The organism is Rhodococcus sp. IC4_135 (genome assembly GCF_011602025.1).
Lineage (GTDB): Bacteria > Actinomycetota > Actinomycetes > Mycobacteriales > Mycobacteriaceae > Rhodococcus_F > Rhodococcus_F baikonurensis.
Genome location: NZ_JAAOLG010000010.1, coordinates 12,788 through 39,596, shown reverse-complemented (window position 1 = coordinate 39,596; position 26,809 = coordinate 12,788). Strand labels below are relative to the sequence as shown.

Here is a 26,809-nt window from a genome sequence, read left to right as displayed (position 1 = left end):
CGTCAAACATCGGCTGCCTCGCCTGTAGTCACGTTCATCAACTCACGGGCGCCGAGTTCGAGTAACTCGCGCGCTACCGCTCGGCCGAGTTCCTCGGCCTTGTCCGGCGCACCCACTGCGCCGGTACGGATGACGTCCGAACCGTCGATGGCGGCTGCGCAGCCGCGTACCGACAGTTCGTCGAAGATTCTGCCGTCGTCGTCGAGAGATTCGACGATCTCCGCGATCGCACCGACCGGCGCGGTGCAGCCGGCTTCCAACTCGGCTAGCAGGGCACGCTCGGCAGTGACCGCCGCGCGGGTACCGGCGTCGTCATGCTCGGCCAAGATCGCCGCCAATTCCGTATTGGCAGAGAGGCATTCGACGGCCAGAGCACCCTGGGCCGGAGCGGGGAGCATCTGTACGGGCTCGATGTTCTCGGTGATGAGGTCGAGCAGACCGATCCGGGACAAGCCTGCCCGAGCGAGGATCACGGCGTCGAGTTCACCGGATTCGACCTTGCCGAGACGGCGTTGCAGGTTGCCCCGCAACGGCACGATGTCGAGGCCGAGCCCGAGTGCCTTGAGCTGCGACACACGGCGGGGCGCCGAGGTTCCCACCTTGGAACCGGCCGGAAGCTCCCCGAGGACCAGACCGTCGCGGGCGACGAGCGCGTCACGCGGATCCTCACGAGGCGGAATCGCAGCAATGACGAAGCGCGGATCCTGAGCGGTCGGCAAGTCCTTGTAGGAATGCACAGCAACGTCGACGCGGTTGTCCAGCAAGGCTTCCCGAAGCTCTGCGGTGAACACTCCGACGCCGATCTTCTGGACGGGATCGGTGGACTGGTCGCCCTTGGTCTTGATGATGACCAACTCGGCGGGATGTCCCGCTGCAATGAGGGCATCGCGCACGGTACCGGCCTGCGTGGTCGCGAGAAGACTTCCGCGAGTGCCGATCCGCAGCGGGCTCCCCGATCGAGGGGTGGTGACGCTCATGCCTGCAGGTCCCTTCCAGTGCGGTCGCCGTCCACCAGATCGGTGGGTGTGGCCACGGCCGCGGGAGATCCGGGGCTGAGTTCGAAGAGTTCGCGCAGCGCTGCTGCGTAGGAGTCGCCGCCGGGGGCCGACGCCAGTTGCTTGACGCGCACGGTCGGGGCGTGGAGAAGCTTGTCCACGACGCGTCGCACGGTGCGTGCAACCTCGTCGCGCTGCGGATCGTCCAGGCCGGGCAGACGCGAATCGAGACGCATCAGTTCGGCTTCGACGACGTCGGCGGCGCGCTGACGCAAAGCCGTCACGGTCGGAGTGACCTCGGCGAGGCGTTGTCCGGCGAGGTAGGTCGCAAGTTCGCCGGCGACGATGGTGCGTGCGGCATCTGCGTCGGACGCGGCTGCGCCTGCCGCCGGATCACGCTGCAGCGTCTCCATGTCGAGAACGGTGACACCCGGCAGGCCGGCGACGGCGGGATCGATGTCGCGCGGCAACCCGAGGTCGCAGATGACCAGGTGCTTGGTGTTGTCGCGATCGGGCTCGGCGAGTGCGCGGTGCACATCCGCCAGGGTGACCACTGCCCCGACCGCGCCGGTACAGGTGACCATGACATCTGCCTGCGCCATCGCGGCCGAAAGCTGGTCGAAGGCAACACCGTCGGCGTCGACGCCGTTGGATCGTGCCGTCTCGGCGAGGTGCTCGGCGCGTTCCTGGGTCCGGTTGACGACGACGATGCGTGCGATTCCGGCGCGGGTGAGATGCGCAACCGACAGACCGCCCATCGAACCTGCCCCGACGACCACGGCGGTGCGGCCGACCAGGCCTCCCTCGCCGATGATGCCGGCTGCACGATCGAGAGCCACGGACACGACAGATGCTCCGGCGGAGTCGATTCCGGTTTCGGAATGCACCCGCTTACCGACGCGCAATGCCTGCTGAGCCAGTTCGTGGACGACGCGTCCGGCGGCGTGTTGCGCGTCCGAAGATGCGTAGGCCGAACGGATCTGGCCGAGAATCTGCTGTTCGCCGATCACCATCGAGTCGAGGCCACTGGCCACGGCGAAAAGATGTTCGACCGCTGCTTCGCTGTATCGGACGTACGCATGAGTGTGCAGCGCCGTCAGATCGAGACCCGAATGGTCGGCCAGGATTTCACCGACCTCGGTGAGTGCACCGTGGAACGCGTCCACCACCGCGTAGACCTCCACCCGGTTGCAGGTGGAGACGATCATCGCTTCGGAGATGTGCGAAGACGCCAGAAGCTTGTCGATCAGCTTCGGACGATCGGTGTCGGTAACAGCCACTCGCTCGAGCACCGGGACGGGCGCGGTTCGATGCGAGACCCCGACAAGCAGAACACTCACGGCGCGATCACTGATCCGTTTCTTGTCGAACCTGCTCCGACCGGAGCGGGTGAACTGGTGGATGGGACTGACGAAGCGGATGCGGCGTGAGCCACGCGTACTCGCGGCGCACTGGATGCCTGATCGGCATTGCGTGCGCTGTTGAAGGAAAGAACCTGCATCTCGACGGCAAGATCTACGCGTCGCAGCTCCACGTGATCGGGAACGTCGAGGGCGATCGGCGAGAAACTCATGATGCAACGCAACCCGGCGCTGACGAACTGGTCGCACACGCCCTGCGCTGCCTCGTCCGGAGTGGAGATGACGCCGATGGTGGCGTTCAGTTCGCGGCAGGCGACGGTCAGTTCCTCGGTGCTACGCACGACCAGGTCGCCGACTCGGCTTCCGATTCGATCTGCGTCACTGTCGAAGAGTCCGACCATCTCGAAACCTCGGCGACTGAATCCGCCGTACCCGACAAGCGCCTTGCCGAGATTTCCGACTCCGACGAGAACGACCTTGTGCCCACGATCGAGTCCGAGTGCACGCTCGATGCGAATGCGGAGCCTGTTGACGTCGTACCCGACACCGCGGACGCCGTTGGGTCCGAGGAACGAGAGATCCTTGCGCAATTTCGCTGATCCGACGCCCGACGCCTGGGCGAGCTCCTCGCTCGAGACGATGGAGGTACCGCGATCGGACATCACTCCGAGGACCCGCAGGTATGCGGCCAAGCGCGTCACCGTAGCCTGGGGGATGACGCGATCCTGAGTGATCGAGTCGGTAACCGAGGCGCTGGCAGCGTCGGTGACGGAAGAGCCCGCAGCGCCGGTGACGCGCTGAGCCACAGGCTCATGCGTCTGGTGCGGTTCGGTCACGTCGCTGGCTCCTCGTCCGGTCGACACGACTGTCGACCTCCACGATGCTCCGGGGGAATGTTCACACCACGGTAACCGCTTGTGAACCCATGCACAAAGTTGCTCGAGACGGGTTCGATGTGCCGTTCACCTGCAAAGCGGCTCCGCGGACAACTTTGAGGGTTGCCTTACTTGCGTAAATCGTCACGAAGGCGCTCTTCGTCAACTTCCCAATAACCGTGCTCGCGTCCGTCGAGAAGAATCACCGGCAACCGGTCTCCGTATTCCGCTCTCAGCTCCGGATCCGTCGCAGCAGCTTCGTCCACGTCGATGCACGTCAATTCGAGCTGGAACTCGGAACAGACCCGTCGTAGTACCTCCGCCGCGCCGACACAGGACGCGCATCCTGCGCGTGTCAACAGGGTTACTTCATGCGTAGCTGTAGTCATCGACGCATACCTTTCTTCTACTGGGACGCCATCTACTTGATCGGTCGAGTGTGCCTCCAGAGCCCCACTCGGTACCAAATCAGCGGAGAGGAACGTCACACACCACAGGGAAGGTCGCCATCCAACCCATCGGGCCTCATCGCGGAGGATAGGCTGACTCGAAGAGTTCTCTGCTCGAGAGTGCAACACGGGAGGTGCGGGTGCCTGCGCGATCACTACCGAACGGCTCCGGATTCGGATCAGGGCTGGCCGGGGTCATTCTCCCCGGACGTCGACATGTGAAGAATCCGCTGGGCCCGAGTGAGTCGGAAGTTCGAGCCAATCTCGCCGGCGAGGCGAGCGCTGACGCAGCTCTGGCATTGCACGAAGCTGCCAACCCCTCCGAACCGGAAACCGGCGAAGAGCCCCCGGCCGTTCCGCGCGACCTCACGGCCGCCGCATTCTTCGACGTCGACAACACCATGGTGCAGGGTGCCTCGATCATCCACTTCGCCCGTGGTCTCGCCGCACGCAAGTATCTCAAGACCTCGGATCTGGTGGATTTCGCGTGGAAGCAGATCAAGTTCCGAGTCACCGGCCGAGAAAGCAGTGACGACGTCGCGGAAGGCCGCGAGAAAGCACTGTCCTTCGTGGCCGGTCGATCCACCGCCGAACTCGCCCGCCTCGGCGAGGAGATCTACGACGAGGTCATCGCCGACAAGATCTGGCCAGGCACGAGGGCGTTGGCCCAGATGCACCTCGATGCCGGGCAACAGGTGTGGTTGGTGACGGCCACTCCGGTCGAACTGGCTCAGGTGATCGCCGAGAAACTCGGACTGACCGGTGCGTTGGGCACCGTCGCCGAGAGTGAGGACGGCGTCTTCACCGGTCGACTCGTCGGCGACATCCTGCACGGCATGGGCAAGGCGCACGCCGTGCGGACGTTGGCGGTGCGTGAAGGACTCAATCTCAAGCGCTGTTCCGCCTACTCGGACAGCCACAACGACGTACCGATGCTCTCACTGGTGGGAACGCCGGTGGCGATCAATCCCGACGCGGATCTTCGTGAACTCGCCAAGAACCGCGGCTGGGAAGTTCGCGATTTTCGCACCGGACGAAAGGCCGCCAAGATCGGCGTGCCGACGGCACTGGTGCTCGGGGCGGTCGGCGGTGCGCTGGCGGCGATTCTCGCCCGGCGCAAAGAACAGAACGCCTGAGCGGGTTCGGTCCGGATCGATTCTCGCTCCGGACCGAACTCAGCCGAGAAAGACGTTGCGCCGCTTGGCCAACAACCGATACAGCGTCTGCTGAATCGTTTCCCGAACGTGGTCCGTGACCTCGAACAGGACCATCGGATCGTCGGCAGCACCGCTCTCGAACGTGTCGGTGACGATGGGCTTTCCGAATTCGATGTACCACTTCGACGGCAACGGCACCAAGCCGAGCGGCCCGAAGTGCGGAAACAGTGGTGTCACCGGGAAGTACGGAAGACCGAGAACTCGTGCGAGAGTGGTCAGATCACCGATCTTGGGATAGATCTCCTCCGAACCCACGATCGAGCACGGAATGATCGGGACGCCGGTACGCATCGCGGCCGACACGAAACCACCGCGCCCGAACCGCTGCAACTTGTACCGCTCACTGAACGGTTTCCCGATGCCCTTGAATCCTTCCGGGAACACGGCTGCGACTTCACCGTCGTTGAGCAGACGCTCGGCGTCGGGGTTGCACGCGAGCGTGTGACCGGCCTTGCGCGCCAGTCCGCCCACCACCGGCATCTCGAATGCCATGTCCGCAGCCAGCATTCGCAGTGGACGATGCGCCGGATGATGATCGTGCACGGCAACCGACGTCATCAGTCCGTCGATCGGGATCACACCGGCGTGATTGGCGACCACCAGCGCTCCCCCGGTGAGGGGAATGTTCTCGATCCCACTGACCTCGACGCGAAACCATTTCTCGAACAACGGCCGCAACATCGGCATGACGACGTTGTCCGCGAAATGCGGGTCGAATCCGAACTCGTCGACCTCGTAGTCGCCGGAGACCCGACGTCGGAAGAATTCTGCTGCCGAGGCGATCTGGTCGACGAGCGCAGACCGGGCCGCATCGACGAACGTGTTCTCGCCGCCGTGGTCGGCTGCCGACGACGCTCCGGACGGATGCCGACGCTCACTTTGTTCACGGATGTCACGCTCCGCGCCGGTGACGGACTCACGCGAACGAGAAGTTGCCGACTTTCCGGCGTGAGTTGCGCTGGGCCGCAGGGGAATTACTTTCGCCACGTCAGTCACCCCTTCACCGCACTTCGTCCCGCCAACGGCATGTGCATCACGTCTGCACTTGCTGTCGCCGCCGCGGAGTCACCGCCGAGGATGGTGGTCAACGCATTCTCCGCCCGATCGATCCACTCGGACTTGATGATCCGGCGGGTCTGCATCGCGCGCATGAAATCGTCGAGTGCTTGCATGGTGGTCCATCGCGGCTCGAACCCCAGTTCGCTGCGCATGCGAGTGGTGTCGAGTCCGCAGCCGAATCGGAAGTACTCGAGTTGCTCGTCGGTGTAGAGCCTCATGGACGATCCCACCAATGCGCTCCCGACGCTGCGGAACAGAGCGAGCGGCATGGGAACTTCCACGCGTCCTGCCCGGCGGATCGCCTGCGACATCATCACCACTCCGTCGCCGGCGATGTTGTACGTACCCGAGGCGTGGCCGATGGTCGCCTTCTCCAACGCTGCGAGCGCATCCTCGACGTGGAGCAATTGCAGGCGCGCGTTGCGGCCGACGATGGTCGGCACGAGCGGGGCGGTGACGTAGTGGCCGACGGTCGCAGTCAGCTGAGGTCCGATCAACGGCGCCAACCGCAAAATCCCGACCGAGATGTCCGGGCGCCGACGCCCCATTCCGCGAAGGTATCCCTCGATCTCGAGACTGTCGCGGGCATATCCGCCCGGCGGCCGGCGGCGCGCACTCATTTCTTCGGTGAACTGAGCGGGATCCTTCGCACTGCACCCGTAGACGACCGAAGCCGAGCGCAGGACCACCTTGCGAACCGTCGGAGCTTTCTGGCAGACCGCGAACAGTTGCATGGCGCCGATGACGTTCATGTCCTTCATCGCGGCGCGGCTGCCGGCTTTGGGGGCTTTCTGAAGCGTCGACGCGTGCACGACGGTGTCGACCTCGGCGTTTCGGATCACTTTGCCGATCAGCGGATTGCGGATGTCTGCTCGCACGAATTCCGCGCGGCCCATCCTGCGCATCATGTCCTTGCTCGGACTGACGGCGTCGACGGCGATGACACGCTCGATCGACGGATTCTGCGCAAGCCTGGTCACCAGGTACCCGCCGAGGAATCTGCTCGCCCCGGTCACCAGTACGACGCGAGGCGTCGTGCCCCCTGAAGTGTTGTCACCTTCAACCACCAAGTACCCCCATATCCAGTAGAAACGCGCTCTGCCGAAGCGTCCCTCCCGCGATTTTCCCCCACTTTACGGGCAGAGGGGGTCCCGCGCTGACTACCCAAAATTCGGCCATTCAAGACAAACCGCCCAGCCGATGAGACGCGGCACACATCGCTTCCCCCCGAATATGCTGATGCCCGCCACCCCGGAAGGGGCGGCGGGCATCAACAGGTACTGCTTATTTACCGAGTTTCCTGCGCTGTACTCGGGTACGACGAAGCAGCTTGCGGTGCTTCTTCTTCGACATGCGCTTGCGACGCTTCTTGATCACTGAACCCATAGCGGGTGTCCCTCACGTTCTTCTCTAGCGTTCCTGCGCACGCCGGTCACGTACGCCTGCGCCAAGCAATTGGCGCCTGGCCCTCGTTTTAACTAGCTCAGCGCCTTACGACACCAGCTTGCTGGTACGACAGTGACTCATCGTACCGGTGTGGAGTCACTCGGCATAAACCGAGCCTCCGGCACAGCAACCGCTGTGCCCGCGACTCGGCTCACGCCGAGCTCATCCTCCTCGAACCGGCTGGTCAGCCGGCATCGAAGTACGAGGTTTCGAGGTAATCGTGCACTGCCTTCGCATGTACACGGAACGAACGACCCACTCGTACAGCGGGCAATTCGCCACTGTGTACCAAACGGTACACAGTCATTTTCGACACCCTCATCAAAGTTGCTACCTCAGCAACAGTGAGGAATTGCGTGCCGGCCACTGCCGGCTTTCCGTCGTGGGACGAACCCATGGACGGCTTGTTTGCAGACACCATTAATCCACATACCTCCAGCACGACTCGCGCCGCCGGCTTCCCCTCCGGCGGAACAGACACGTACGTACTAAGTCGAGCTTAGCTGTACTGGTGGGGTTAAAGCGACGGGTGTGGCTAAACGGACGACTATTCCGCAGCTGCACCCATCGCGGCCGAACGCGACTTCGCGGCATCCAAGGCATCGAAGAACGCCGTCCGCAGGCCGCCCGCTTCGAGCTGACGCAGTGCTGCAGCCGTCGTTCCGCCCGGTGACGTCACTGCGGCGCGAAGATCCGTCGCACTGTCGCCGGTGCGATCGAGCATCGCTGCGGAACCGACCATCGTCTGCACCACCAATTCGGTGGCGACCGGGCGTGTCAGGCCGAGACCGACTCCCGCGTCGATCATCGCTTCGGCGACGAGGAAGAAGTAGGCCGGGCCGGAACCGGAGACAGCAGTGACCGCGTCGATCTGCGATTCGGGAACCGTCACCACCTTGCCGACGCTGCCGAGGATGCCGCGTACGAGCTCGAGATGCTCGGCCTTGACGTGGCGTCCGGGTGACAGGACGCTCACGCCCTCTCCCACCAACATGGGGGTGTTCGGCATGACCCGGACGACCGGAAAGCCTGCGGGCAGTCGCGTTTCGAAGAATCCGGTGGGGATTCCCGCCGCGAGAGAAACGATCAGCTGCTCGAGGTCACCGTCCAGATCGACCTTGGTCAACGCTGTGAGCGCTGATTCGACGTCGTTGGGCTTGACCGCGATGACGATGACGTCTGCACCCTCGGCGGCGTCGGCGATCGTGCTGACGCGGATGGAGTATTCGGCAATCAATTCGTCTGCGCGAGGCTGATACGGCTCGGCGACAACCAGATCCTTGATGGCGTGGCCGGCCTGCAACAGCCCGGAAATCAGCGCCTCGCCGATCTTGCCGCCACCGATAATCGCAATTCTTGTCATGGCGAACAGCCTGCCACGACCGCAGCGATCGACCCTAGCGGGGCATCATCGCCAATTGACGACTCTGTACGACGACTGCGCCCGCCGAATCGAGAACAGCATGATCCTCTTCGAACCACGTGCTGCCCAGAACATCCGAGCTTGCCCGCACGCGAAGCCATCCCGGCGTCGGTAGTCGGCGCAGGTACGTCGTCAACTGCACCGTCGGCGCCCACCCGAACAGGCCGCGGTTCATCGTCACCGGCGCGCTGATGTCACCGGCCATGATCGCGAACAGCACGGCGGTGTCGAGGTCGTTTTCGTCCTCGGGTCGAGGACGAACCCACATCCTGACCTCGGCCTCGCCTTGGCTCCCGGTGAGGAAGTGCGCCGAGGTGGTGTCGATCCTCATGTCGCAGCCCTGCCCGACGTGCACGACCTGCGCCATCGGGTGATCGCCGATCACTGCCACCGCACTCTCCGGCGGTTCCGGTGACATGTCGTCGATCGACGAGGCCGTGACGAAGGTGGGATCGCCGTCATCGGGGAATCCGAGCGTGACCGCCGCGCGAACAGCGCTGCGTCCCGCCTGGCTCAACTCGACGTCGAACAACGCGACCTGGCGTCCCTGCTTTCGGACGATCACCTCCAGTTCGACTTCACCCGGATCGGGCGCTGACAGATAGTTGGCGCTCACCGCGAGTGGCTGCATCTTCACCAGCGAGTCGTTCTCACCCGCGCCGTCTCGCAGACATTGACGCGCGGCAGCGGCGCACACAGCCATCATGGAGCCGCCGTGCACTTTCGGCCCGATGGTCCAGATCGGATCGATCGTTGCGGTGTATCGCCCGTCTCCGAGCGAGGTGAGGCGATTGAGATCTTGAAAGGGGCTGGTGCTCATCAATTTTCCTGTTCGGTGCTGTCTCGGTGTTGCGAGAAATGTCGTGCGGCCAAGTCTTGGTGCGCCAAGCGTCGTAAAGCTGTCAGAACGGGTTCGTACATGGCGGTTCCGAGGACGGCATATCGGATGCCGTCCTCCGTCGTGCTGGTGGGCATCAGTTCGATTTCCACCTCGGCAATCCCTCGGATGTGGTCACCGTAGGCGCGCAGACGCTCGTCCGAGAGACTCAGTCCTGCGTCCTCGAGGCCGATCAGTGCCCGCTCGAGGTGAGCGACCGCCACGTACCTCGGCTCGAAGACTTGACCGAGAAACTCCAGAACCTTGCGAGCCCTGGGGAACTCTGGATCCGGTTCAGGTTCGACGTACGGCGGTAGTTGCGCGATTGCGCGGCCGAACGTCTCGAATTCGGATCGCTCGTCACTGTCCACCAGTTCGAGCACCGCGCGAATCCTCGGAATCGCGAGTCCCGCCCCGGCCAGGGCTCTGATCAACGCGAGTCGCCGCACGTGCTGTTCGCCGTACCTCGCTCCCGTTGCGCTGGTCGGCTCACCAGGCATCAGCAGACCTTCACGGAGGTAGTACTTGATCGTGGCCAGCGCGACACCGGACTGCGCGGCCAGTTCGGAAACCTTCACCGCTCCTCCGTCCATCCAACTCGCTTCGGCCCACTACTGGATAGTGATGCTATCCAATGACGGCCGAGCACCGATGAGGAGGACACGCCTTGCGCTAGGGTTGAACCTTCTTCGCGCACACCACCAGAAATTTCCGAACGGAGCGAACAGGCGGAATGACGGATTTGCAGTCGGAGGCTCAGCCCGACGAACAGTGGCGCATCGTCGAACCACTGACGCTGACTCCCCTGCTGACCGCCGCACTCGAGGTCTTCCACGAACTCGGTTACCACGGAGCGTCGGTTCGTGACATCGCAAAACGCGCCGGCGTCACCGTGCCGACGCTGTATTACCACCACGGCAACAAACAGGGCATCCTCGTCGCGCTGATGGAACCGGGCATCGAGAACGTCACCGCACGCGCGAGCGCTGCGGTCGACGCTGCCGGACCGTCGCCGACGGCACAGTTCGGCAATCTCATCGAGGCGTGTGTTCTGCACATGACCAGTCGCTCCGACATAGCCTTCCTCGATTCCGAACTGCGGTACCTCGAGGAAGCGGAACGAAAGAGCTACGCCGCCAAACGAAAGAAGCTCGAGAACCTACTCGTCGACGTGCTGACGGCAGGCGTCCAGAGCGGTGAGTTCACGGTCCCCGACATCACCGGAACGGGCCGCGCACTGCTGGGCATGTGTCAGTCCGTCGTCCTCTGGTATCGACTCGACGGACCGCAGACTCCGCGCGAAGTCAGTGTTCTCTATCGCGAGATAGCTCTGAAAGCCGTCGGTGTCACTGCGTGAGCGCTGGTCGAATTTCCAGTCATGTCCGATTAGCCCTTAACTGACGAACGTCACACCTGTCGGCTGACACCGAAACCGGGACGCGCCCACGGTCACGGGTCCACACTGAGAAGCAGAGATGCGCGGGGTGGATCCGCAGACCGAGGGAGTTCTTGACGTATGGCCAACAGCAATCCATTTGTTCCTCCGAGCGCGGTCGACGTCGACCTTTCCGCGGTTGCCTGGGGGGCGAACCGCACGATGTCCGACTTCGAGACGGGAATGTGGCGGATGGAAGAGGCGCAGCCGCAACTGCGCTCACCGATCGTTGCGGTCGAGGTTCTCGATCGTGCCCCGGATTGGGACCGGCTGCTCGACGCAGTCGAGTGGGCATCGCACGTGGTTCCGCGTATTCGTATGCGCGCGGTGGAACCGGCGATGCAACTGGGCAATCCGGTGTGGTCGGTTGATCCCGAGTTCGACATCGGCTACCACCTACGACGCGTCCGCTTGCCCGCACCGGCGGACTTCGATCACGCGCTGCGCATGTGTCGTCACCTTGCGACCGAACCTTTCGACAAGGCTCGACCGCCGTGGAGCGCGCTGCTCATCGAAGGTCTCGACGACGGTCGTGCCGTGTTCGTGGTCAAGACTCACCACTCCATCACCGACGGCATGGGCGGCATCCAGATGATGACGCTCCTGCACAGCCGTCGCCCGGACCCCACCCCGAACAAGCCCGACCGCACGCCGCCTGCTCCTGAGCACCTGTCGTCGGTAGGCGCCTTCGGCGAGGAGGTCGTCAGCGAGATCCGGCGTGCGCCCTCCCGTATCGCCAAGCTGGTCCGCGGCGCCACCAATGTTGCGACCACGGCGATCTCGAGTCCGTTCAGCACCGCTTCCGAGGTCCTCGGCTACGCCAATTCACTCCGCAAGATCGTCACTCCCCCAGCTCGTTCCGGTTCCCCTCTTCTTCACGATCGTGGTCTCGGACGGTGGTTCGGAACTCTCGAAGTGGGTGTTCCCGAACTCAAGGCCGGAGCGAAGGCTGCCGGTGGTTCACTCAACGACGCCTACGTCGCCGCCCTGCTCGGCGGTTTCCGTCGCTACCACGAGTCGTTCGGACAATCCGTCGAGAGCATCCCGATGGGTATGCCCATCAGCATGCGCACCGGCGCGGACGCCAACGGCGGCAACCGGTTTGCAGCCGTTCGCTTCAACGGTCCGGTCGCCGAGACGGATCCCGCCAAACGCATCAGGCAGGTGCGGGAAATCGTTCTGGGTCTGCGTGAGGAACCGGCGTTGGACGCTCTCGACGTCGCCGCCCCGATCCTCGCCCGCCTGCCGAATTATCTACTCGCGAACTGGTATCTGTCCCAGTCGACAGGACTGGACCTGCAGGCAAGCAATGTCGCCGGCGTACCGGTACCGGTGTATCTCGCCGGAGCGAAGATCGAACGGATGTTCCCGTTCGGCCCGGCCCCCGGTTGCGCAGCAATGGCAACGCTGGTCTCCCACGTCGGAGTGTGCTGCATCGGAATCAATCTCGACACCGCCGCGGTCACGAAGCCCGCACTGCTCATGCAGTGCTTGCAGGAGAGCCTCGACGAGATCGTGGCTCTCGGAGTCACAACGGAAGGTGCGTGAGTCATGAGCGAAAACACGACCAACCCGCGCGTGTACCTCACCGAAACCATGACAGAGGCCGAAGCCGGAGTGCTGCGAAAGTGGCTCGCCGACAAGGCGACCGCATCCGAAACTCGGCCGGTCACCGTCAACATCACCGACAAGACTCTGGCCGAACTGGCGGCACGGACCGACGACCCGATGCTCGCGCCGCTTCGCGTGGTGTGGATTCCGGACACCCATACCAAGCACAACGTCGCGGTGCGACTGCGTGACGCACTGGCACCACGCGATCCTCTCCACCCCGGACGCGGCGCACAACGCAGAACTCTGCGCACCGACCCGTCACGGTGCCAGGTCATCGAAGGCGAGCCGGCGCCACTGAGCGATCTCGAGCGTCGTCTCGAAAAGAGCGGTGGCGGTTCGCTACCCGAGTTCATCCGACGGCAGGCCGCCCTGGCGCTCGAGCGTGCCGAATTGGGCCTTCTGGGTGGCCAGTACAAGGTGTCGCGGTTCGTCGTCGACGAGATCACCGACACCCGCCGGTTCGCCACCGAGGTCATGGCTCTGGCCGACCGCTTGAACATCGCCGTCGCCGAAGTCGACCGCCGCGCGCGTGAAGCTCTCGAAGAAATGGTTGCCACCCAGAGTCGCCAAGCCATCGCGGTGTGGGATCGTCTGGGGCGCTATTTCGCTCGCGCCTACAAGCTCGACGTGGACACGAGCCGGTTCGAGGAACTCCGTGAGCTGAACAAGGAACACTCACTGGTCTTCCTCCCCAGTCACCGTTCGTACCTCGATCCCCTCGTCCTGCGCCCGGCGTTGATCGCGAACGGCTTGCCGCTCAATCACGTCATGGGCGGCCTCAACATCAGCTTCTGGCCCATGGGCTCGATCCTCAAGCGCAGCGGCACCGTCTTCATTCGTCGAAGCATCGGCAACGACGAGGTCTACAAGTGGTCGATGCACGAGTACATGCGCTACCTGCTGACCAAGCGCTTCAATCTGGAGTGGTACATCGAAGGTGGGCGCGGGCGTACCGGGAAATTACGCCCGCCGCGCTTCGGTCTCCTGACCTACCTGACCAAGGCCTTTCAGGTCAGCGGCGCATCCGACGTGTATCTCGTCCCGGTCGCGCTGAGCTACGACCAGCTCTACGAGGTCGGGGCCATGGCTGCGGAGGCTCTCGGCGCCGAGAAGACACCGGAAGGCCTGCGCTGGATGGTGGGTTACGTACGCGCACAGGGAAAACGGAACGGTGTCGCACACGTGACCATCGGCCGGCCGCTCTCACTTGCGGACGCACTCAGCCAGGAAACCGATCAGCGCCTCGCCATTCAAAAGGCCGGCATCGAGGTGTGTCACCGCATCAACGAGGTCACACCGGTGACCGTGTCTTCGCTTGCGATGCTGGCGTTCCTCGGAATCGAAGACCGGGCGTTGACCGTTCGTGAGCTCACCGCGATCCTCACGCCGCTGTTCGGGTACATCACCGCGCGAAATCTTCCGATCGCCGGCGACGTCGAACTGTCCGATCCGCGCGTCATCGAGAAGGCGTTGCAGACACACGTCGATTCCGGTGTCCTCGAGCGCTTCGATCGCGGCGGCGAGCAGGTCTTCTACCTCGGCAAGGACCAGCACCTTGTCGCTGCCTTCTACCGCAACAACACAATTCACTTTCTCGTCGTGCGTGCCATCACCGAACTCGTACTGCAGGCAGCCGTCGAAGAACGGTTCGAGGATCCCATCGGGGACGGTTGGGCCGAGGCCAAGCGCATCCGCGATCTGTTGAAATTCGAGTTCTTCTTCAGCGATCGGGACACCTTCGAGCAGGAGATGCGGACCGAGCTGACCCTGATCGATCCCGATTGGGAAACCGTCATGGCCGACGACAAACGAACCGAGCACATGATCGAGTCGGTGCGGCCGTACCTCGCGCACCGTGTGCTCCAACCGTTTCTCGAGGCGTACCAGGTTGTCGCCGATCAGCTTGTGCTTGCCCCGATTTCGACGTCGTTCGACGAGAAGTCCTTCGTCAGCAACTGCATCGACGTCGCACATCAGCGTCGCCTACGGCAGCAGATCGCCAGCAACGAATCGGTTTCCGGTGAATTGTTCGCCACTGCACTGAATTTGGCGCGCAACCGGAACCTGATCGAAGTCGACGACGACGGCGTCCGGGCCAGGCGCCTGGCATTCGCCGCGGAAATCAAGGTTCAGGTCGAGCGTCTGCGCCACCTCCGAGCGCTCGCGCATGCACGGCTCGATCAGGTGGCCATGCCGGTGCCCGACGCCGCTGCAGTAGTCACCATTCCCGAAGCAAACCGAGCGCCCGCCGCGAACGAGGAAGTAGGACTGTGACCGGACTCGAGCGTCTGCACTCCGCCATCGAAGCCGCCCCTCCCGGGCCCGGAACGATCGCCGCCTTCGACCTCGACGGCACCTTGATCAGTGGATATTCGGCCAGCGTCGTCTATCGAGACCGCCTGCGACGCTTGGATATCAGCGTCGGCGAATTGTTGCGCACCACCGGTGCCGCGATCGACACCCAGTTCCGCGGCGCTGATGTCGGAGCGTTGATGGACATCGGCGTGCGCGCCCTGGGCGGCCGTACCGTCGAGGAACTGAACGACTGGGGCCGACGGTTGTTCAAGCAGGAGATCGCCGCGATGATCTACCCGGAAGCCCGTGGACTACTGGCGGCGCACCGGCGAGCCGGCCACACGATCGTGATGGCCACGTCGGCGACTCCGTTCCAAGCCAAGTACGTCGCCGAAGATCTCGATATCGAAGATGTGCTGTGCACCGAGCCCGAAGTCGTCGACGGCATGCTCACCGGCGAACTGTCCTCGCCCGCTCTGTGGGGGCCGGCCAAGGCCGATGCCCTTGCGGGCTATGCCGAGAAGATGGGCGCCGACTTGAAGAACGCGTTTGCGTACTCCAACGGTGTCGAAGACGTGTTCATGCTCGAGGCCGTCGGGCGACCTGTCGCGTTGAACCCCGATCGTGGTCTGGCCAAGATCGCGTTGCGCAATCACTGGCCTTCGGTCAGCCTGCGTAAACCGCAACGAGGCGCAACACCGATCTCGACGATCCGAACGGCGACGGCCATGGGCGCGCTTGCTGCCACCGCCGCCCTCGGTGCGTCGGCAGGCATCGTCACCGGCAACCGTCAACTGGGTGCGAACCTGGTGGGCACGTACGGCCCCGACATCTCACTCTCACTGCTCGGCATCGACGTCGAGATCGACGGCGAGCACAACGTGTGGGATCACCGCCCGGCGGTGTTCATGTTCAATCATCAAAGTTCCCTGGACATGTTGGTCCTCGGCACCGTCATCAAGCGGGACGTGACCGGCGTCGCGAAGAAGGAAGCGGCAAGCGATCCACGGTTCATGCCCGTCGGTGCACTGCTCGACGTCGCCTACATCGACCGCACCGACACCACAAAGGCGAAGGCTGCGCTGCAACCGGCAGTCGACAAGCTGAAGAATGGTGTCTCGATAGTCATCGCTCCGGAGGGCACCCGTTCTCCGACGCCACGCCTGGGCCCGTTCAAGAAGGGCGGCTTCCACTTGGCGATCCAGGCCGGTGTGCCGATCGTGCCCGTGGTGATTCACAACGCGGGCGAACGGATGTGGCGCAATTCGCTTGTCGCCCATCCCGGTCCGGTCTACGTCTCGGTGCTCGATCCCATCTCCACCGAAGGCTGGGAGACCAAAGACCTCGACGCACACGTCGAGAAGGTGCGCGCGCAGTTCGAAGCTGCGCTACTTGCCGGCCACCGCTGAGCGTGCCAGGTGCTCGCGTGCAAACGCGAGCGCCTGCGCCAGCATCGACGACCGCTCCCGACGGGTACGCGCATTTTGAGTGTTGATCTCGATGACAGCCTGGCCGCTGAAGTCGCTCGCAGCCAATTGCCGACACAACTCCGCGCACGGCTGTGAACCGTGTCCAGGAATCAGGTGCTCGTCCATCGACGCCCCTCGGCCGTCGGCCAGGTGCAGGTGCTCGAGGCCCTTGCCCATCCGGGAGGCCAACTCCAAAGCGTCCATGCCCGCCGTCGCGGTGTGCGACAGATCGAGTGTGTAGTGAGCGTGATCGGAATCGGTCGGGTCGTACGACGGGCTGAATGCGGACAACGCTGCCCCGGGACCGCCACGTTTACGCAGACGCTCCGCGGACTTGTCCTTGCCACCGAAGAAGCTGTCGGCGCGCATGGGGAACATGTTCTCCACCGCCACCACGACGCTGCTCTTCGATTCGAGATCGACAACTTGTTCCGCGAAGCCTTCGGCGTACTTGCGCTGCCACCGGAACGGCGGGTGGACGACCACCGTCGTCGCGCCCAAGGTTTCGGCCGTGCGTACCGAACGCTCGAGCTTCTCGACCGGATCGGAACCCCACACGCGCTGCGAAATCAGCAGACACGGCGCATGCACGGCCTGCACCGGAATCGCGTACTTGCGAACGAGGGCAGCAACAGCACCGATGTCCTGACTGACGGATTCGGCCCACACCATCAGCTCGACACCGTCGTATCCGAGATCGGCGGCGTAGCGAAATGCTGCTTCCGTGTTCTCCGGATACACCGAGGCCGTCGACAAACCGACGGCTATCGGCCGACGAACCATGCGCTGCGATCCCCCGATCATCGTCCGATCAACCCGAGGTCAACAAGAACGCCAGTGGACCGAGCGTCACGATCATGCCGACAACCACCGCGATCACGAAACTCGTGATGTCGTCCGTCTTGCGCAGAACCCGCACGACGGCCACCAAGCCGACGATCACGATCAGCGCGAGCACCAACGCCACCCACGGCAGCATGTCCCACAGCTTCTCGAAACCCTTGAACATCGCGCCGCCGACGATCAGTGCAACAACCACCTGACCGGCAAGCACTGCCCATTCACGGATCGAGTTACGCTCGCCGGCCTCTTCCGCTGCCGGTTCGGCTTCCATGTCGGTCTCGGACTCGGCGACGGCAGTGGACTTTGGCGCACCGTCAGCGACCACCGTCGCCTTGACCAGATCGACCACGGCGGTCGATTCGGCCTCGCCGGCATCCGCGTCTGCGATCTTGTCGATCAGTTCGGTGCTCTCTTCCGGCGCGGCCGGAGCAGGAGCAGTCGGTGTGGGTGCCTTGGCGACGGGAGTCGGGACACGCGGCGGCAGGATCGGCGGACGCAACGACGGCGACTGGGTTGCGGCGCGCTCCTGACGCATCAGGTCGCCCGCCAGGGTCTGACCCGACAGCAGGGCTGGTTCCTGCGTTACCTGCGTCGGCGAGGAGGAGTTGAGCGGCGCTCGGCTCACCCACTGTCCGGGCGAGGACTTCGAGGTCTGTCCCGGAGACGGTGTGGAAGTCGGCTTCGGAGTGGTGACCGGCGGCGCGGCCGGCTTCGACTCGGCCTTGGGTGTCTGCGGCTCGTCGTCATCGTCGTCATCGTCATCGAACGAGACGGCGAAGGCTGCGGTGCGGTCGGCGGGAACCTTCGGTGCCGGTTCGGCTGACTTGGCGGTTTCCGCGACAGCCTCGGCCGGCGCAGAAGGTGCAGCGTTTTCTGGCGCAGCGGCTTCAGGCTGGGCTGCTGCTTCGTCCGACTCGGGCTCGGCGGCGGCGCGCGATCCCGACTGGCGAACGATCGGGATCTCACCCGTCAGTTCTGCGACGGAGATGCCACCGGCTACGCCGCGCCGACGTCGTCCACCTCGGGATTCGACGCTCTGACCGTTCCGCTTGAGCAGTTCCGCTACGGAAATCTGCTGACTGTCCTCGGTCATCAAGCACTCACCACCAATTCACCGCCCATTTCTGTGTCGAGCTTTCGCAGAATCAGACCCTCACGCAATGCCCAGGGACAAATTTCCAGTTCGTCCACTCCGAGCGCCCGCATGGTTGCCTCTGCGATGAGCGCGCCGGCCACAATCTGCTGTGACCGATCCGAGCTCACTCCTTCCAATTCTGCACGGTCCGCTGCCGTCATCCTGGATATGAAGGCTATGAGTTGCCTGAGTCCGCTGGAAGTCAGGGTCCGTTTCGCCCGGGGGCCTGCGGCAGAAGGGGCCGCGCCGGTGAGCCGAGCCAACGATCGGAAGGTCTTCGAGGTCCCGACCGTGCGGTCCCAGTCGCCGGCCGCGCGCAGTTCCTTGGCTGGTCCGACCAACTCCGCGTCCAGCCAGTCGCGCAAGACGGCGACGCGGCGCTTGCCCGGCGGATCGGCCTGGAGCCAGTCGCGCGTCAACCGTCCGGCACCGAGTTGCAGTGAGAAGGCGACGTCCGGATCCTCGTCACCACCTGCGGTGAGTTCGAGCGAGCCGCCGCCGATGTCCAGGTTCAGGATGCGTCCGGCGCTCCAGCCGTACCAGCGGCGCACTGCCAGAAAGGTCAGCCGTGCTTCGTCGACCCCGGAGAGAACCTCGAGATTGACTCCGGTCTCGGCGCGCACGCGGGCGAGCACGGCTTCGGAATTGTTGGCGTCACGGACGGCGGACGTGGCAAAAGCCATCATTTCCTCGCATCCGGACGTCTTGGCGATACCGGCGAATTCGGAGACCGTCGACACCAACCGATCGGCCCCTGACGTGGTGATATCGCCGCGGTCGTCGGTGTTCTCTGCCAGCCTCAACGTGGACTTGGTCGAGCTCATGGGTGTTGGGTGGCCGCCCCGATGGGCGTCCACAACCAATAGATGGACGGTATTGCTTCCGACGTCGAGTACCCCTAGTCGCACATCGCCACGTTACTGGGTCTACGGTCGGCCCTTGTGACAGCAGGTAACCCAGACCGGTCCCACAAGATGACTCCGAGCCCCGAGGTCGATCTCGATTTCCCGCGCGAATGGGTCGAATTTGTCGATCCGGATAACTCCGAACACCTCATTTCCGCTGATATGACGTGGTTGCTCTCGCATTGGACCTGCGTGTTCGGCACGCCGGCGTGTCAGGGCATCATCGGCGACCGCCCGGACGACGGTTGCTGCTCGCACGGCGCTTTCCTCTCCGATCAGGAAGATCAGGACAAGCTCGACGCGTCAGTGAAAATGCTCACAGCCGAAGACTGGCAGTTCATGGAAAAGGGTCTCGGCAAGAAGGGATACGTCGAGGAAGACGACCTCGAGGACGAGCCCGCGCTGCGCACCCGCCGCTACAAAGGTGCGTGCATCTTCCTCAACCGGCCCGGTTTTGCCGGCGGTGAGGGCTGCGCACTGCATTCCATGGCGCTCAAGAAGGGCATCGAGCCGCTCGAGGTGAAGCCGGACGTGTGCTGGCAGCTACCGATCCGCCGCACCCAGGACTGGGTCGACCGACCGGACGGCGTCCAGATCCTCAAGACCACGATCACCGAGTACGACCGCCGCGGTTGGGGCGAGGGCGGCGACGACCTCGCCTGGTACTGCTCCGGCTCCCCTGACGCTCATGTCGGGGAACGGCAGGTCTGGCAGTCCTACGGGCCGGAACTGACGGAGCTTCTCGGAAAGCGTGCGTACGACGAGCTGGCTCGCCTCTGCAGGCGTCGTGCCGGCCTCGGCCTCATAGCAGTCCATCCGGCGACCACGATCGCTCAGAACAAAGCTCAGGGCTGACTCCGCAAGAACAAATAAATTCAGCCGCTCACACGATCGTGTGAGCGGCTGAATTTCTTCTCGACGAACTTAGATCACGCTTCGAGCTTGTAACCCAATCCACGGACCGTGACCAGATGTTCCGGCTTGGCCGGATCCGATTCGATCTTCGAACGCAACCGCTTCACGTGTACGTCAAGGGTTTTGGTGTCACCGACGTAGTCGGCGCCCCAGACGCGGTCGATCAACTGTCCGCGGGTCAGCACCCGGCCGGAGTTGCGGAGCAAGTACTCGAGGAGGTCGAACTCCTTGAGCGGCAACGTCACCGGGTTTCCAGCGACCTGCACGACGTGGCGCTCGACGTCCATCCGTACCGGTCCGGCCTCGAGTACCCCGTTGTCGGAGGCGAGGTCCGCCTCGTTCTCCACCCCGCGGCGCAGCACCGCACGGATGCGGGCGATCAGCTCTCGCGCCGAATACGGTTTGGTCACATAGTCGTCCGCACCCAGTTCCAGGCCGACGACCTTGTCGATCTCGCTGTCACGCGCCGTCACCATGATGACGGGAACGCCCGAACGCGATCGCAACGCCTTGCAGACGTCCGTGCCGCTCATGCCGGGCAGCATGAGGTCGAGCAGGACGATGTCCGCTCCGGAGCGATCGAATTCCGCCAACGCCGACGGTCCGTCGTTGACGATGGTGGTCTCGAAGCCTTCCTTGCGGAGCAGGAACGCCAGCGGGTCCGCCAAGGACTCCTCGTCCTCCACGATCAGCACACTCGTCATCGTTTGGCCTCCATGCCGTTTTCTCTACTGCCTTGTTCTCGTCTGCCGATCCGCGTGGAACCGGCGGTTCCCGCGTCGTCAGAGTCGATGTCGTCGTCCGACTCCACGTGTGCCGGTATCTGCAACGTGAAGGTAGACCCTGTTCCCGGTTTGCTCCACAGTTCGATGGAGCCGTTGTGATTGGCCGCGACGTGTTTGACGATCGCCAGCCCCAGACCGGTTCCGCCGGTCTGCCGTGACCGCGCCTTGTCCACGCGGAAGAATCTCTCGAACACTCGCTCCTGGTCCGCTTTCGCGATACCTTCTCCTCGATCGGTGACTGCGATCGCGACATTGTCACCGCGTACCGACCGACTGACGGACACCGGAGAACCCTTGGGCGAGTATGCAATAGCGTTCTCGATGAGGTTGGACAGTGCCGTCACGAGAAGAGTCTGATCTCCGAGCACCTCCAACCCACTCGGATGGTCGGTGGTGACGGTGATCCCGGCGGCCTCGGCCGACAGATTCGACCTCGACAGTGCCTCGGACACCACGGTGTCGACGTCGACCACGTCGAGATCCGGCAGCTTCTCGGCGCCCTGGAGGCGCGAGAGTGCGATCAACTCGGTGACCATCTTGCCCAGACGAATCGACTCGCCCAGCACCCGTTCGCCGAAGTGCCGCACCGATTCCGGGTCGTCAGCAGATTCGAGCAGTGCCTCCGCGAGCAAACTCATCGCACCGACCGGCGTCTTCAGTTCGTGGCTGACGTTCGCGACGAAATCGCGTCGCGTCGCCTCCATGCGGACCTGCTCGGAATCGTCGTCGGCGAACAGGACCACGAAATTGCGATCGTCCTTGCTGAGCAACCGGGCCGTGCCACGTACCGCGATCTTGTCGCGGCCGCGCTGAGCGGTCTGCGCCGTCAGATCGACCTCGACGGCTTGGCCCGTCCGTAGAACTTCCTGAGCAGCACGCCACGCCCGCTCGTCGACCAGACGATTCTTGACGAGGCCGAGTTCCTCGGCGCGAGGGTTGAAGAGCACGACGTCGTGGAAACCGTCGACGACGGCGATGCCGCTTTCCGACGCCAACACGATCAGGTCCAGAACCTGGGACATCGTGAGCCCGGTCTGTTCGTCGGAGCGCTGACTCTGACGCGACGACAGCCTGGGGACCAGCACCCCGCCGACGAGGTAGCCGACCAAGCCGGCGACCACGACCAGCAGCACTGCAATCACGACACTCACGGCGCAATCGTACGTTCGCGCGAAGTGTCGGTTACGGCGGGTTCGGACGTTCCCGCCCGCGTAATCCGCCAGGTGGACGGCGTTGGTTCGTCGTTCATCTGTTGTTGGCCGAGGCCCCCCGAAAACACTGTTCGGGGGGCCTCGACGCACATCATCGGGTTGCTACTTTCCGCCCTGATTCGCCACCGCGGCGGCGCCGGCAGCTGCGGCCTCCGGATCCAGGTAGGTGCCGCCGGGATTGAGCGGCTTCAGGTTCTCGTCGAGGTCGTAACGCAGCGGGATTCCGGTCGGGATGTTCAGGCCCGCGATGTCCTCGTCCGAGATGCCGTCGAGGTGCTTGACCAATGCACGCAGCGAGTTGCCGTGCGCCGTGACCAGTACGTTCCGGCCGGCGAGCAGCTCCTGCGAGATGGTGTCCTCCCAGTACGGGATCAGGCGCTTGACGACGTCGAGCAGGCACTCGGTCAAGGGAACCTCGTCGAGGTTCGCGTACCGGGGATCGGTGTCCTGGCTGTACTCGCTGCCGGCTTCGATGGCGGGCGGCGGGGTGTCGTAGCTACGACGCCAGAGCATGAACTGCTCGTTTCCGTACTCTTCCTTGGTCTGAGCCTTGTTCTTGCCCTGCAGAGCGCCGTAGTGGCGCTCGTTGAGACGCCAGTCGCGGACCACCGGGATCCAGTGGCGATCGGCGGCGTCGAGTGCGAGGTTGGCCGTGCTGATCGCGCGGCGGAGCAGAGATGTGTAGAGAACGTCAGGCAAGAGGTTGTGCTCGGCGAGCAGTTCGCCGGCGCGCTTGCCTTCGGCCATGCCCTTGTCTGTCAGGTGGACGTCCACCCAGCCGGTGAACAGATTGAGTGCATTCCATTCGCTCTCGCCGTGGCGGAGCAGGACCAGGGTTCCGATACTCATGGCGTTCATCCTGGCACGAGTACCGGAACCCTTCTTGATCAACCCTGTCTGGAAATCAGCTCGGAGCTACTTCCGCTGTTCGCAGATCCTTGCGGAGGATCTTTCCGGCCGCGGATTTCGGCACGGTGCTGATGAACGAAACCTGGCGGACCTTCTTGTGCGGTGAGACGCGCTCGGCGACGAACGAGATCACGTCGTCTTCGGTCAACTCGGCGCCGTCCTGGAGCACGACGAATGCCTTCGGAACCTCTTCGCCTTCGGCGTCGAGCACACCGATCACTGCAGCGTCTGCGATCTGCGGGTGTGTCAGAAGCAAAGCCTCGAGTTCCGCCGGGGGAACCTGGTAGCCCTTGTACTTGATCAGTTCCTTGAGGCGGTCGACGATCTTGACGACGCCGTCGCCGTCGACGGTCGCGATGTCACCGGTGTGCAGGTAACCGTCGTCGTCGAGGGTGTCCTTGGTGGCCTGGTCGTTGCCGAGGTAGCCGAGCATGATGTTCGGTCCCTTGCACCACAGTTCCCCGGGCTCGCTGACGCCGTCCGAGCCGAGCGCGGGGTACGCGACCTCTTCGCCCGTTCCCGGGTCGACGAGCTTGCATTCCATGTTGGCGATGGTCGGACCGCAGGTGTCGAGTGCGATGTCGTCACGATCGAACGGGATCGCATGCGAGACGGGGCTCATCTCGGACATGCCGTATCCCTGGCGCACATGGCAGTTCAAACGGTCCGCGACGGCCTTGCCGAGCGCCGCGTCGAGGGGGGCCGCGCCAGAGAAGATGGTGTGCACGCTCGACAGGTCGTACTGATCGACGAGCGGGTGCTTGGCCAGCGCGACGGCAACGGGCGGTGCGACGAAGATGTACGTCGACTTCTGCTCGGCGACGATCCGTAGGAACTCGACGAGATCGAACTTCGGCATCGTGATGAGGCTCGCGCGGCGGTAGAGCGCAGCGTTGAGCAGCACCGTCATGCCGTAGATGTGGAAGAACGGCAGGACCGCGAGGATCTTGTCGTCGGTCTCGATCCCCATCCGCGGAATGATCTGGCAGACGTTGGCCACGAGATTGCGATGGGTGAGCATGACGCCCTTGGGCCGGCCGGTGGTGCCCGACGAGTACGGCAGCACCGCGAGCTGGGTGGCCGGATCGAAGGAAACCTCGGGCGCCGCTGCGCCCTCACCGAGCAGATCTCGCAGCGACAGATGGCCTTCGGCGCCGTCGAGCACGAACACGTTCTCGGTCGGGATACCGACCAGCTCGGCGGCAGCCTTGGCCTGCGGCAGCAGCGGCGAGACGGTGAAGAGGAACTTGGCCTTGGAATCGGTGAGCTGCTTGGCGATGTCCTCGGCGGTGTAGAGCGCGTTGATCGTGGTCGCGACGCCACCGGCACGCAGGATGCCGTGGAAGACCGAACCGAAGGCCGGGACGTTGGGCGAATGGAGCCCGACGACGTCGCCGACGGCGAGTCCACGCGCTGCGAGAGCGCCTGCAACGCCGTTGATCTGCGCGATCAGCGAAGCGTATGTGGTTACGGCGCCCGAACTGCCTTCGACGAATGCCGTCTTGTCGAGGTCTGCGGGGTCGGTGTTTCCGAACAGGAAGTCGTAGACGCTGAGGTTGGGGATTTCAACGTCGGGGAACGGACTCTTGAAGCTCACTGTGCTCCTCGAAAAGTTGCGCGGCGGGGTGGTGTGACCAACTTACTGTGACTCACGGGAACAGTATTATTCCGTGACGACAGTCACAAGTAAAGGCCACTTTACGTGACACATCCGCGATGTGTCTCACCCCGTTCGATCAGCTTTGCGCGGGCTCTTCCTCGATGAGGTGCTTGAACGGCTCGAGATTCGCCAGCGACTCACCACGCGACACCCGCCACGCCCACTCACGCTTGATCGACGAGGAGAAACCGAGTTCGAGGATGACGTTGAAATCGCCGTCGGCGGCCTCGAGAACCTGACCGAGCACTCGGTCCAGTTCGTCGCCGGTCACGGCATGCTCGGCGATCTTGCCGACCAGGTAGATGTCCCCGACCTTGTCGAGTGTGTAGGCCACTCCGTACAGACGACGGTTGCGCTTGAGCAGGAACTTGTAGACGCCTTCGAAGTTCTCGTCCACCTTGCGGCACACGAAGGCCTCGACCCGCACGCCGTGATTACCGACGGTGAGCAGCGTCGACGTCTTGAGTTTGTGTTCGCCGGGAAGTTCGACGATGAAATGCGCGTCGTCTTTTCTGGTGAAGTCGAGTTCACGCTCCGAGAGAGCCTGCTCGATGGTGTCCGAAATGCTGCTCATGTACGCACCCCTCCGGTCCGGCGCAGGCGCCACAGACCCCGCGCACGGCGGGGCGAGAAGTCGCTGGGACCGGTTCCGTTGTTGTAGTTGACTGCGGCTTTGCGATAGCTCTCGAGCAAACCGTCCGCGGTGTGTTCCCACGAGAAATTCTCGGCGTGACGCGGTGCCTGCGCGGCGAGTTCGGCCAAGCGTTTCGGCGCTGTCACCAAGGATTCGAGAGCGCCGGCCCAGTCTTCGGTGCGGTGCCCTTGAACCAGCAGGCCGGTCTCACCGTTGCGTACGGCCACTCCCAGTCCGCCGACATCCGCGGCGATCACCGGGGTTCCGCAGGCCTGAGCTTCGATGGCTACCAGTCCGAAGGACTCCGAATAGCTCGGCACCGCAACCAGATCCGAGGCGCGGTAGACATCGGCGAGACGCTGCGGCGCCTGCGGCGGCAAGAACGTCACCTGCGCTGTGATGCCCAGTGAGCGTGCCAGTTCGATCAACACGTCCGGCCGCGCGAGACCGGTTCCGGACGGCCCGCCGACAACGAGGATGCGCAGCGGCAACCCGGGGCGACGGCTGATCACCTCGGCTGCTGCGCGCAGCAGAACGTCCGGCGCTTTGAGCGGTTGGATGCGGCCGACGAAGGTCACGACGATCTCGCCCGGGTTCAACCCCAACGACGCGCGGGCGGAATCGCGATCGCCCGGTCGGTAGCGGGTGAGATCGGCGCCCGGAGCCACGACGTCGATACGCGTGGGATCTGCGCCGTACAACTCGTGCAGCGCTTTGGCTTCGTCGGTGGTGTTGGCGACCAGGCGATCGGACTCGGCGACTACTTGTTGCTCACCGATCTGACGTGCTGCGGGCTCGGGGGTGTCCCCCTCGGCCAGCGACAGATTCTTCACCGCCGCGAGGGTGTGGGCGGTATGTACGAGGGGCACGCCCCAGCGGTCGCGGGCCAGCCATCCGACCTGCCCGGACAACCAGTAGTGCGAATGAATCAGGCTGTAGTACCCGGGCTCGTGACGCGCTTCCTCCCGCAGAACTCCCGCGACGAAGGCACACAGTTGAGTCGGCAGATCTGCCTTGTCCAGTCCTTCGAAGGGACCGGCCGCGATGTTCCGAACCCGCACTCCGGGAGCGGCGTCCACCACGGGTGCGTCGGCCGAGGACGTCGCGCGGGTGAATATCTCCACCTCTACGCCACGTTTGGCGAGCTGAATGGCGGATTGCAGAACGTAGACGTTCATCCCACCCGCGTCACCGGTGCCGGGTTGCGCCAATGGCGAGGTGTGGACCGAGAGAACGGCCACCCGGCGAGGGCGCGAAATGTGCATGGGCGTCACCACTCCATACTGCCCCCTCACCG

At 63.9% G+C, this 26,809-nt stretch carries 26 protein-coding genes; 6 read left to right on the top strand and 20 right to left on the bottom strand.

Annotated features, from left to right (window positions below):
• Positions 1–2 precede the first annotated feature (2 nt).
• The 4 genes from hemC to G8767_RS18815 form a co-directional block, all read right to left on the bottom strand.
• Entirely contained in the window at positions 3–977 is a 975-nt protein-coding gene (hemC, locus tag G8767_RS18830; RefSeq protein WP_050656226.1) for a hydroxymethylbilane synthase, read from the bottom strand.
• Positions 974–2,335 carry a glutamyl-tRNA reductase gene (locus G8767_RS18825; protein WP_166811148.1) on the bottom strand — a complete coding sequence of 454 codons (1,362 nt, stop codon included), beginning with the start codon at positions 2,333–2,335 and terminating at the stop codon, positions 974–976. The genes hemC and G8767_RS18825 overlap by 4 nt, the downstream gene beginning before the upstream one ends.
• Positions 2,332–3,219 carry a redox-sensing transcriptional repressor Rex gene (locus G8767_RS18820; protein WP_095970377.1) on the bottom strand — a complete coding sequence of 296 codons (888 nt, stop codon included), beginning with the start codon at positions 3,217–3,219 and terminating at the stop codon, positions 2,332–2,334. The genes G8767_RS18825 and G8767_RS18820 overlap by 4 nt, the downstream gene beginning before the upstream one ends.
• A gap of 140 nt (positions 3,220–3,359) precedes the next feature.
• Complete coding sequence (locus G8767_RS18815) at positions 3,360–3,620, bottom strand: glutaredoxin family protein (protein ID WP_095970481.1); 261 nt, start codon at positions 3,618–3,620, stop codon at positions 3,360–3,362.
• A 200-nt stretch (positions 3,621–3,820) separates the two neighbouring features.
• Here G8767_RS18815 and G8767_RS18810 point away from each other — a divergent pair, with 200 nt between their 5' ends.
• Positions 3,821–4,816, top strand: a complete 996-nt coding sequence (locus G8767_RS18810; protein ID WP_124568188.1) for an HAD-IB family hydrolase — start codon at positions 3,821–3,823, stop codon at positions 4,814–4,816.
• Between the two features lie 39 nt (positions 4,817–4,855).
• Here G8767_RS18810 and G8767_RS18805 read toward each other — a convergent pair whose 3' ends face one another.
• From G8767_RS18805 to G8767_RS18775, 7 genes are all read right to left on the bottom strand, one after another.
• Positions 4,856–5,893 (bottom strand): lysophospholipid acyltransferase family protein, encoded by a 1,038-nt coding sequence (locus G8767_RS18805; RefSeq protein ID WP_095970378.1) that lies wholly within the window; start codon positions 5,891–5,893, stop codon positions 4,856–4,858.
• Positions 5,890–7,023 carry an NAD-dependent epimerase/dehydratase family protein gene (locus G8767_RS18800; protein ID WP_166811146.1) on the bottom strand — a complete coding sequence of 378 codons (1,134 nt, stop codon included), beginning with the start codon at positions 7,021–7,023 and terminating at the stop codon, positions 5,890–5,892. The genes G8767_RS18805 and G8767_RS18800 overlap by 4 nt, the downstream gene beginning before the upstream one ends.
• Before the next feature lie 217 nt (positions 7,024–7,240).
• On the bottom strand, positions 7,241–7,342 hold the full coding sequence (locus tag G8767_RS18795; protein ID WP_003402602.1) for an AURKAIP1/COX24 domain-containing protein: 102 nt from the start codon (positions 7,340–7,342) through the stop codon (positions 7,241–7,243).
• Between the two features lie 244 nt (positions 7,343–7,586).
• Positions 7,587–7,799 (bottom strand): helix-turn-helix domain-containing protein, encoded by a 213-nt coding sequence (locus tag G8767_RS18790; protein ID WP_263284141.1) that lies wholly within the window; start codon positions 7,797–7,799, stop codon positions 7,587–7,589.
• A gap of 150 nt (positions 7,800–7,949) precedes the next feature.
• Positions 7,950–8,765 (bottom strand): pyrroline-5-carboxylate reductase, encoded by an 816-nt coding sequence (proC, locus tag G8767_RS18785; protein WP_166811144.1) that lies wholly within the window; start codon positions 8,763–8,765, stop codon positions 7,950–7,952.
• A 34-nt stretch (positions 8,766–8,799) separates the two neighbouring features.
• A complete protein-coding gene (locus G8767_RS18780) occupies positions 8,800–9,645 on the bottom strand; it encodes a thioesterase family protein (protein WP_124568184.1) in 846 nt (281 codons plus the stop codon).
• A complete protein-coding gene (locus tag G8767_RS18775; protein WP_095970483.1) occupies positions 9,645–10,280 on the bottom strand; it encodes a MerR family transcriptional regulator in 636 nt (211 codons plus the stop codon). The genes G8767_RS18780 and G8767_RS18775 overlap by 1 nt, the downstream gene beginning before the upstream one ends.
• A gap of 155 nt (positions 10,281–10,435) precedes the next feature.
• Between G8767_RS18775 and G8767_RS18770 the strand changes: the two genes are divergently transcribed.
• From G8767_RS18770 to G8767_RS18755, 4 genes are all read left to right on the top strand, one after another.
• On the top strand, positions 10,436–11,059 hold the full coding sequence (locus tag G8767_RS18770) for a TetR/AcrR family transcriptional regulator (RefSeq protein ID WP_166811142.1): 624 nt from the start codon (positions 10,436–10,438) through the stop codon (positions 11,057–11,059).
• A gap of 159 nt (positions 11,060–11,218) precedes the next feature.
• Positions 11,219–12,685 carry a wax ester/triacylglycerol synthase domain-containing protein gene (locus G8767_RS18765; RefSeq protein ID WP_124568181.1) on the top strand — a complete coding sequence of 489 codons (1,467 nt, stop codon included), beginning with the start codon at positions 11,219–11,221 and terminating at the stop codon, positions 12,683–12,685.
• Between the two features lie 3 nt (positions 12,686–12,688).
• The gene (locus G8767_RS18760; protein ID WP_166811140.1) at positions 12,689–15,025 is read left to right on the top strand and encodes a glycerol-3-phosphate 1-O-acyltransferase; all 2,337 of its coding nucleotides are present in this window, start codon (positions 12,689–12,691) and stop codon (positions 15,023–15,025) included.
• Positions 15,022–16,455 carry an HAD-IB family hydrolase gene (locus tag G8767_RS18755; RefSeq protein WP_166811138.1) on the top strand — a complete coding sequence of 478 codons (1,434 nt, stop codon included), beginning with the start codon at positions 15,022–15,024 and terminating at the stop codon, positions 16,453–16,455. The genes G8767_RS18760 and G8767_RS18755 overlap by 4 nt, the downstream gene beginning before the upstream one ends.
• Here G8767_RS18755 and G8767_RS18750 read toward each other — a convergent pair.
• From G8767_RS18750 to G8767_RS18740, 3 genes are read right to left on the bottom strand one after another with little or no spacing between them, the layout of a single operon-like run.
• Positions 16,435–17,319, bottom strand: coding sequence for a sugar phosphate isomerase/epimerase (locus tag G8767_RS18750; protein WP_095970386.1), 885 nt, complete (start codon positions 17,317–17,319; stop codon positions 16,435–16,437). The two genes, G8767_RS18755 and G8767_RS18750, sit on opposite strands and share 21 nt — an antisense overlap.
• A gap of 7 nt (positions 17,320–17,326) precedes the next feature.
• Positions 17,327–18,451, bottom strand: a complete 1,125-nt coding sequence (locus G8767_RS18745) for a hypothetical protein (protein ID WP_166811136.1) — start codon at positions 18,449–18,451, stop codon at positions 17,327–17,329.
• Positions 18,451–19,401 carry a Ppx/GppA phosphatase family protein gene (locus G8767_RS18740; protein ID WP_003941975.1) on the bottom strand — a complete coding sequence of 317 codons (951 nt, stop codon included), beginning with the start codon at positions 19,399–19,401 and terminating at the stop codon, positions 18,451–18,453. The genes G8767_RS18745 and G8767_RS18740 overlap by 1 nt, the downstream gene beginning before the upstream one ends.
• Positions 19,402–19,467: 66 nt before the next feature.
• Between G8767_RS18740 and G8767_RS18735 the strand changes: the two genes are divergently transcribed.
• Positions 19,468–20,253: a hypothetical protein gene (locus tag G8767_RS18735; RefSeq protein ID WP_003941928.1), complete on the top strand. Its 786-nt coding sequence runs from the start codon at positions 19,468–19,470 to the stop codon at positions 20,251–20,253.
• A gap of 74 nt (positions 20,254–20,327) precedes the next feature.
• On the opposite strand, the gene G8767_RS18730 is transcribed toward G8767_RS18735, so the two are convergent.
• From G8767_RS18730 to mshA, 6 genes are all read right to left on the bottom strand, one after another.
• Positions 20,328–21,017, bottom strand: a complete 690-nt coding sequence (locus tag G8767_RS18730) for a response regulator transcription factor (protein WP_003942020.1) — start codon at positions 21,015–21,017, stop codon at positions 20,328–20,330.
• Complete coding sequence (locus G8767_RS18725) at positions 21,014–22,249, bottom strand: ATP-binding protein (RefSeq protein WP_019744391.1); 1,236 nt, start codon at positions 22,247–22,249, stop codon at positions 21,014–21,016. Before G8767_RS18725 ends, G8767_RS18730 begins: the two co-directional genes overlap by 4 nt.
• 162 nt (positions 22,250–22,411) lie before the next feature.
• Entirely contained in the window at positions 22,412–23,167 is a 756-nt protein-coding gene (locus G8767_RS18720; RefSeq protein ID WP_003941992.1) for a phosphoglyceromutase, read from the bottom strand.
• 46 nt (positions 23,168–23,213) lie between these two features.
• Positions 23,214–24,815: an AMP-binding protein gene (locus G8767_RS18715; RefSeq protein ID WP_095970388.1), complete on the bottom strand. Its 1,602-nt coding sequence runs from the start codon at positions 24,813–24,815 to the stop codon at positions 23,214–23,216.
• 139 nt (positions 24,816–24,954) lie between these two features.
• Positions 24,955–25,452, bottom strand: coding sequence for a YbjN domain-containing protein (locus G8767_RS18710; protein ID WP_166811134.1), 498 nt, complete (start codon positions 25,450–25,452; stop codon positions 24,955–24,957).
• Positions 25,449–26,777 carry a D-inositol-3-phosphate glycosyltransferase gene (mshA, locus tag G8767_RS18705; protein ID WP_095970485.1) on the bottom strand — a complete coding sequence of 443 codons (1,329 nt, stop codon included), beginning with the start codon at positions 26,775–26,777 and terminating at the stop codon, positions 25,449–25,451. Before mshA ends, G8767_RS18710 begins: the two co-directional genes overlap by 4 nt.
• Between the last annotated feature and the right edge of the window lie 32 nt (positions 26,778–26,809).

Coding starts and splice junctions, on each gene's coding strand:
- hemC (WP_050656226.1), bottom strand. CDS start 977: ATGAGCGTCACCACCCCTCGATCGGGGAGCCCGCTGCGGATCGGCACT.
- G8767_RS18815 (WP_095970481.1), bottom strand. CDS start 3,620: ATGACTACAGCTACGCATGAAGTAACCCTGTTGACACGCGCAGGATGC.
- G8767_RS18795 (WP_003402602.1), bottom strand. CDS start 7,342: ATGGGTTCAGTGATCAAGAAGCGTCGCAAGCGCATGTCGAAGAAGAAG.
- G8767_RS18790 (WP_263284141.1), bottom strand. CDS start 7,799: ATGGGTTCGTCCCACGACGGAAAGCCGGCAGTGGCCGGCACGCAATTC.
- proC (WP_166811144.1), bottom strand. CDS start 8,765: ATGACAAGAATTGCGATTATCGGTGGCGGCAAGATCGGCGAGGCGCTG.
- G8767_RS18780 (WP_124568184.1), bottom strand. CDS start 9,645: ATGAGCACCAGCCCCTTTCAAGATCTCAATCGCCTCACCTCGCTCGGA.
- G8767_RS18770 (WP_166811142.1), top strand. CDS start 10,436: ATGACGGATTTGCAGTCGGAGGCTCAGCCCGACGAACAGTGGCGCATC.
- G8767_RS18765 (WP_124568181.1), top strand. CDS start 11,219: ATGGCCAACAGCAATCCATTTGTTCCTCCGAGCGCGGTCGACGTCGAC.
- G8767_RS18760 (WP_166811140.1), top strand. CDS start 12,689: ATGAGCGAAAACACGACCAACCCGCGCGTGTACCTCACCGAAACCATG.
- G8767_RS18750 (WP_095970386.1), bottom strand. CDS start 17,319: ATGATCGGGGGATCGCAGCGCATGGTTCGTCGGCCGATAGCCGTCGGT.
- G8767_RS18745 (WP_166811136.1), bottom strand. CDS start 18,451: ATGACCGAGGACAGTCAGCAGATTTCCGTAGCGGAACTGCTCAAGCGG.
- G8767_RS18735 (WP_003941928.1), top strand. CDS start 19,468: ATGACTCCGAGCCCCGAGGTCGATCTCGATTTCCCGCGCGAATGGGTC.
- G8767_RS18730 (WP_003942020.1), bottom strand. CDS start 21,017: ATGACGAGTGTGCTGATCGTGGAGGACGAGGAGTCCTTGGCGGACCCG.
- G8767_RS18720 (WP_003941992.1), bottom strand. CDS start 23,167: ATGAACGCCATGAGTATCGGAACCCTGGTCCTGCTCCGCCACGGCGAG.
- G8767_RS18710 (WP_166811134.1), bottom strand. CDS start 25,452: ATGAGCAGCATTTCGGACACCATCGAGCAGGCTCTCTCGGAGCGTGAA.
- mshA (WP_095970485.1), bottom strand. CDS start 26,777: ATGCACATTTCGCGCCCTCGCCGGGTGGCCGTTCTCTCGGTCCACACC.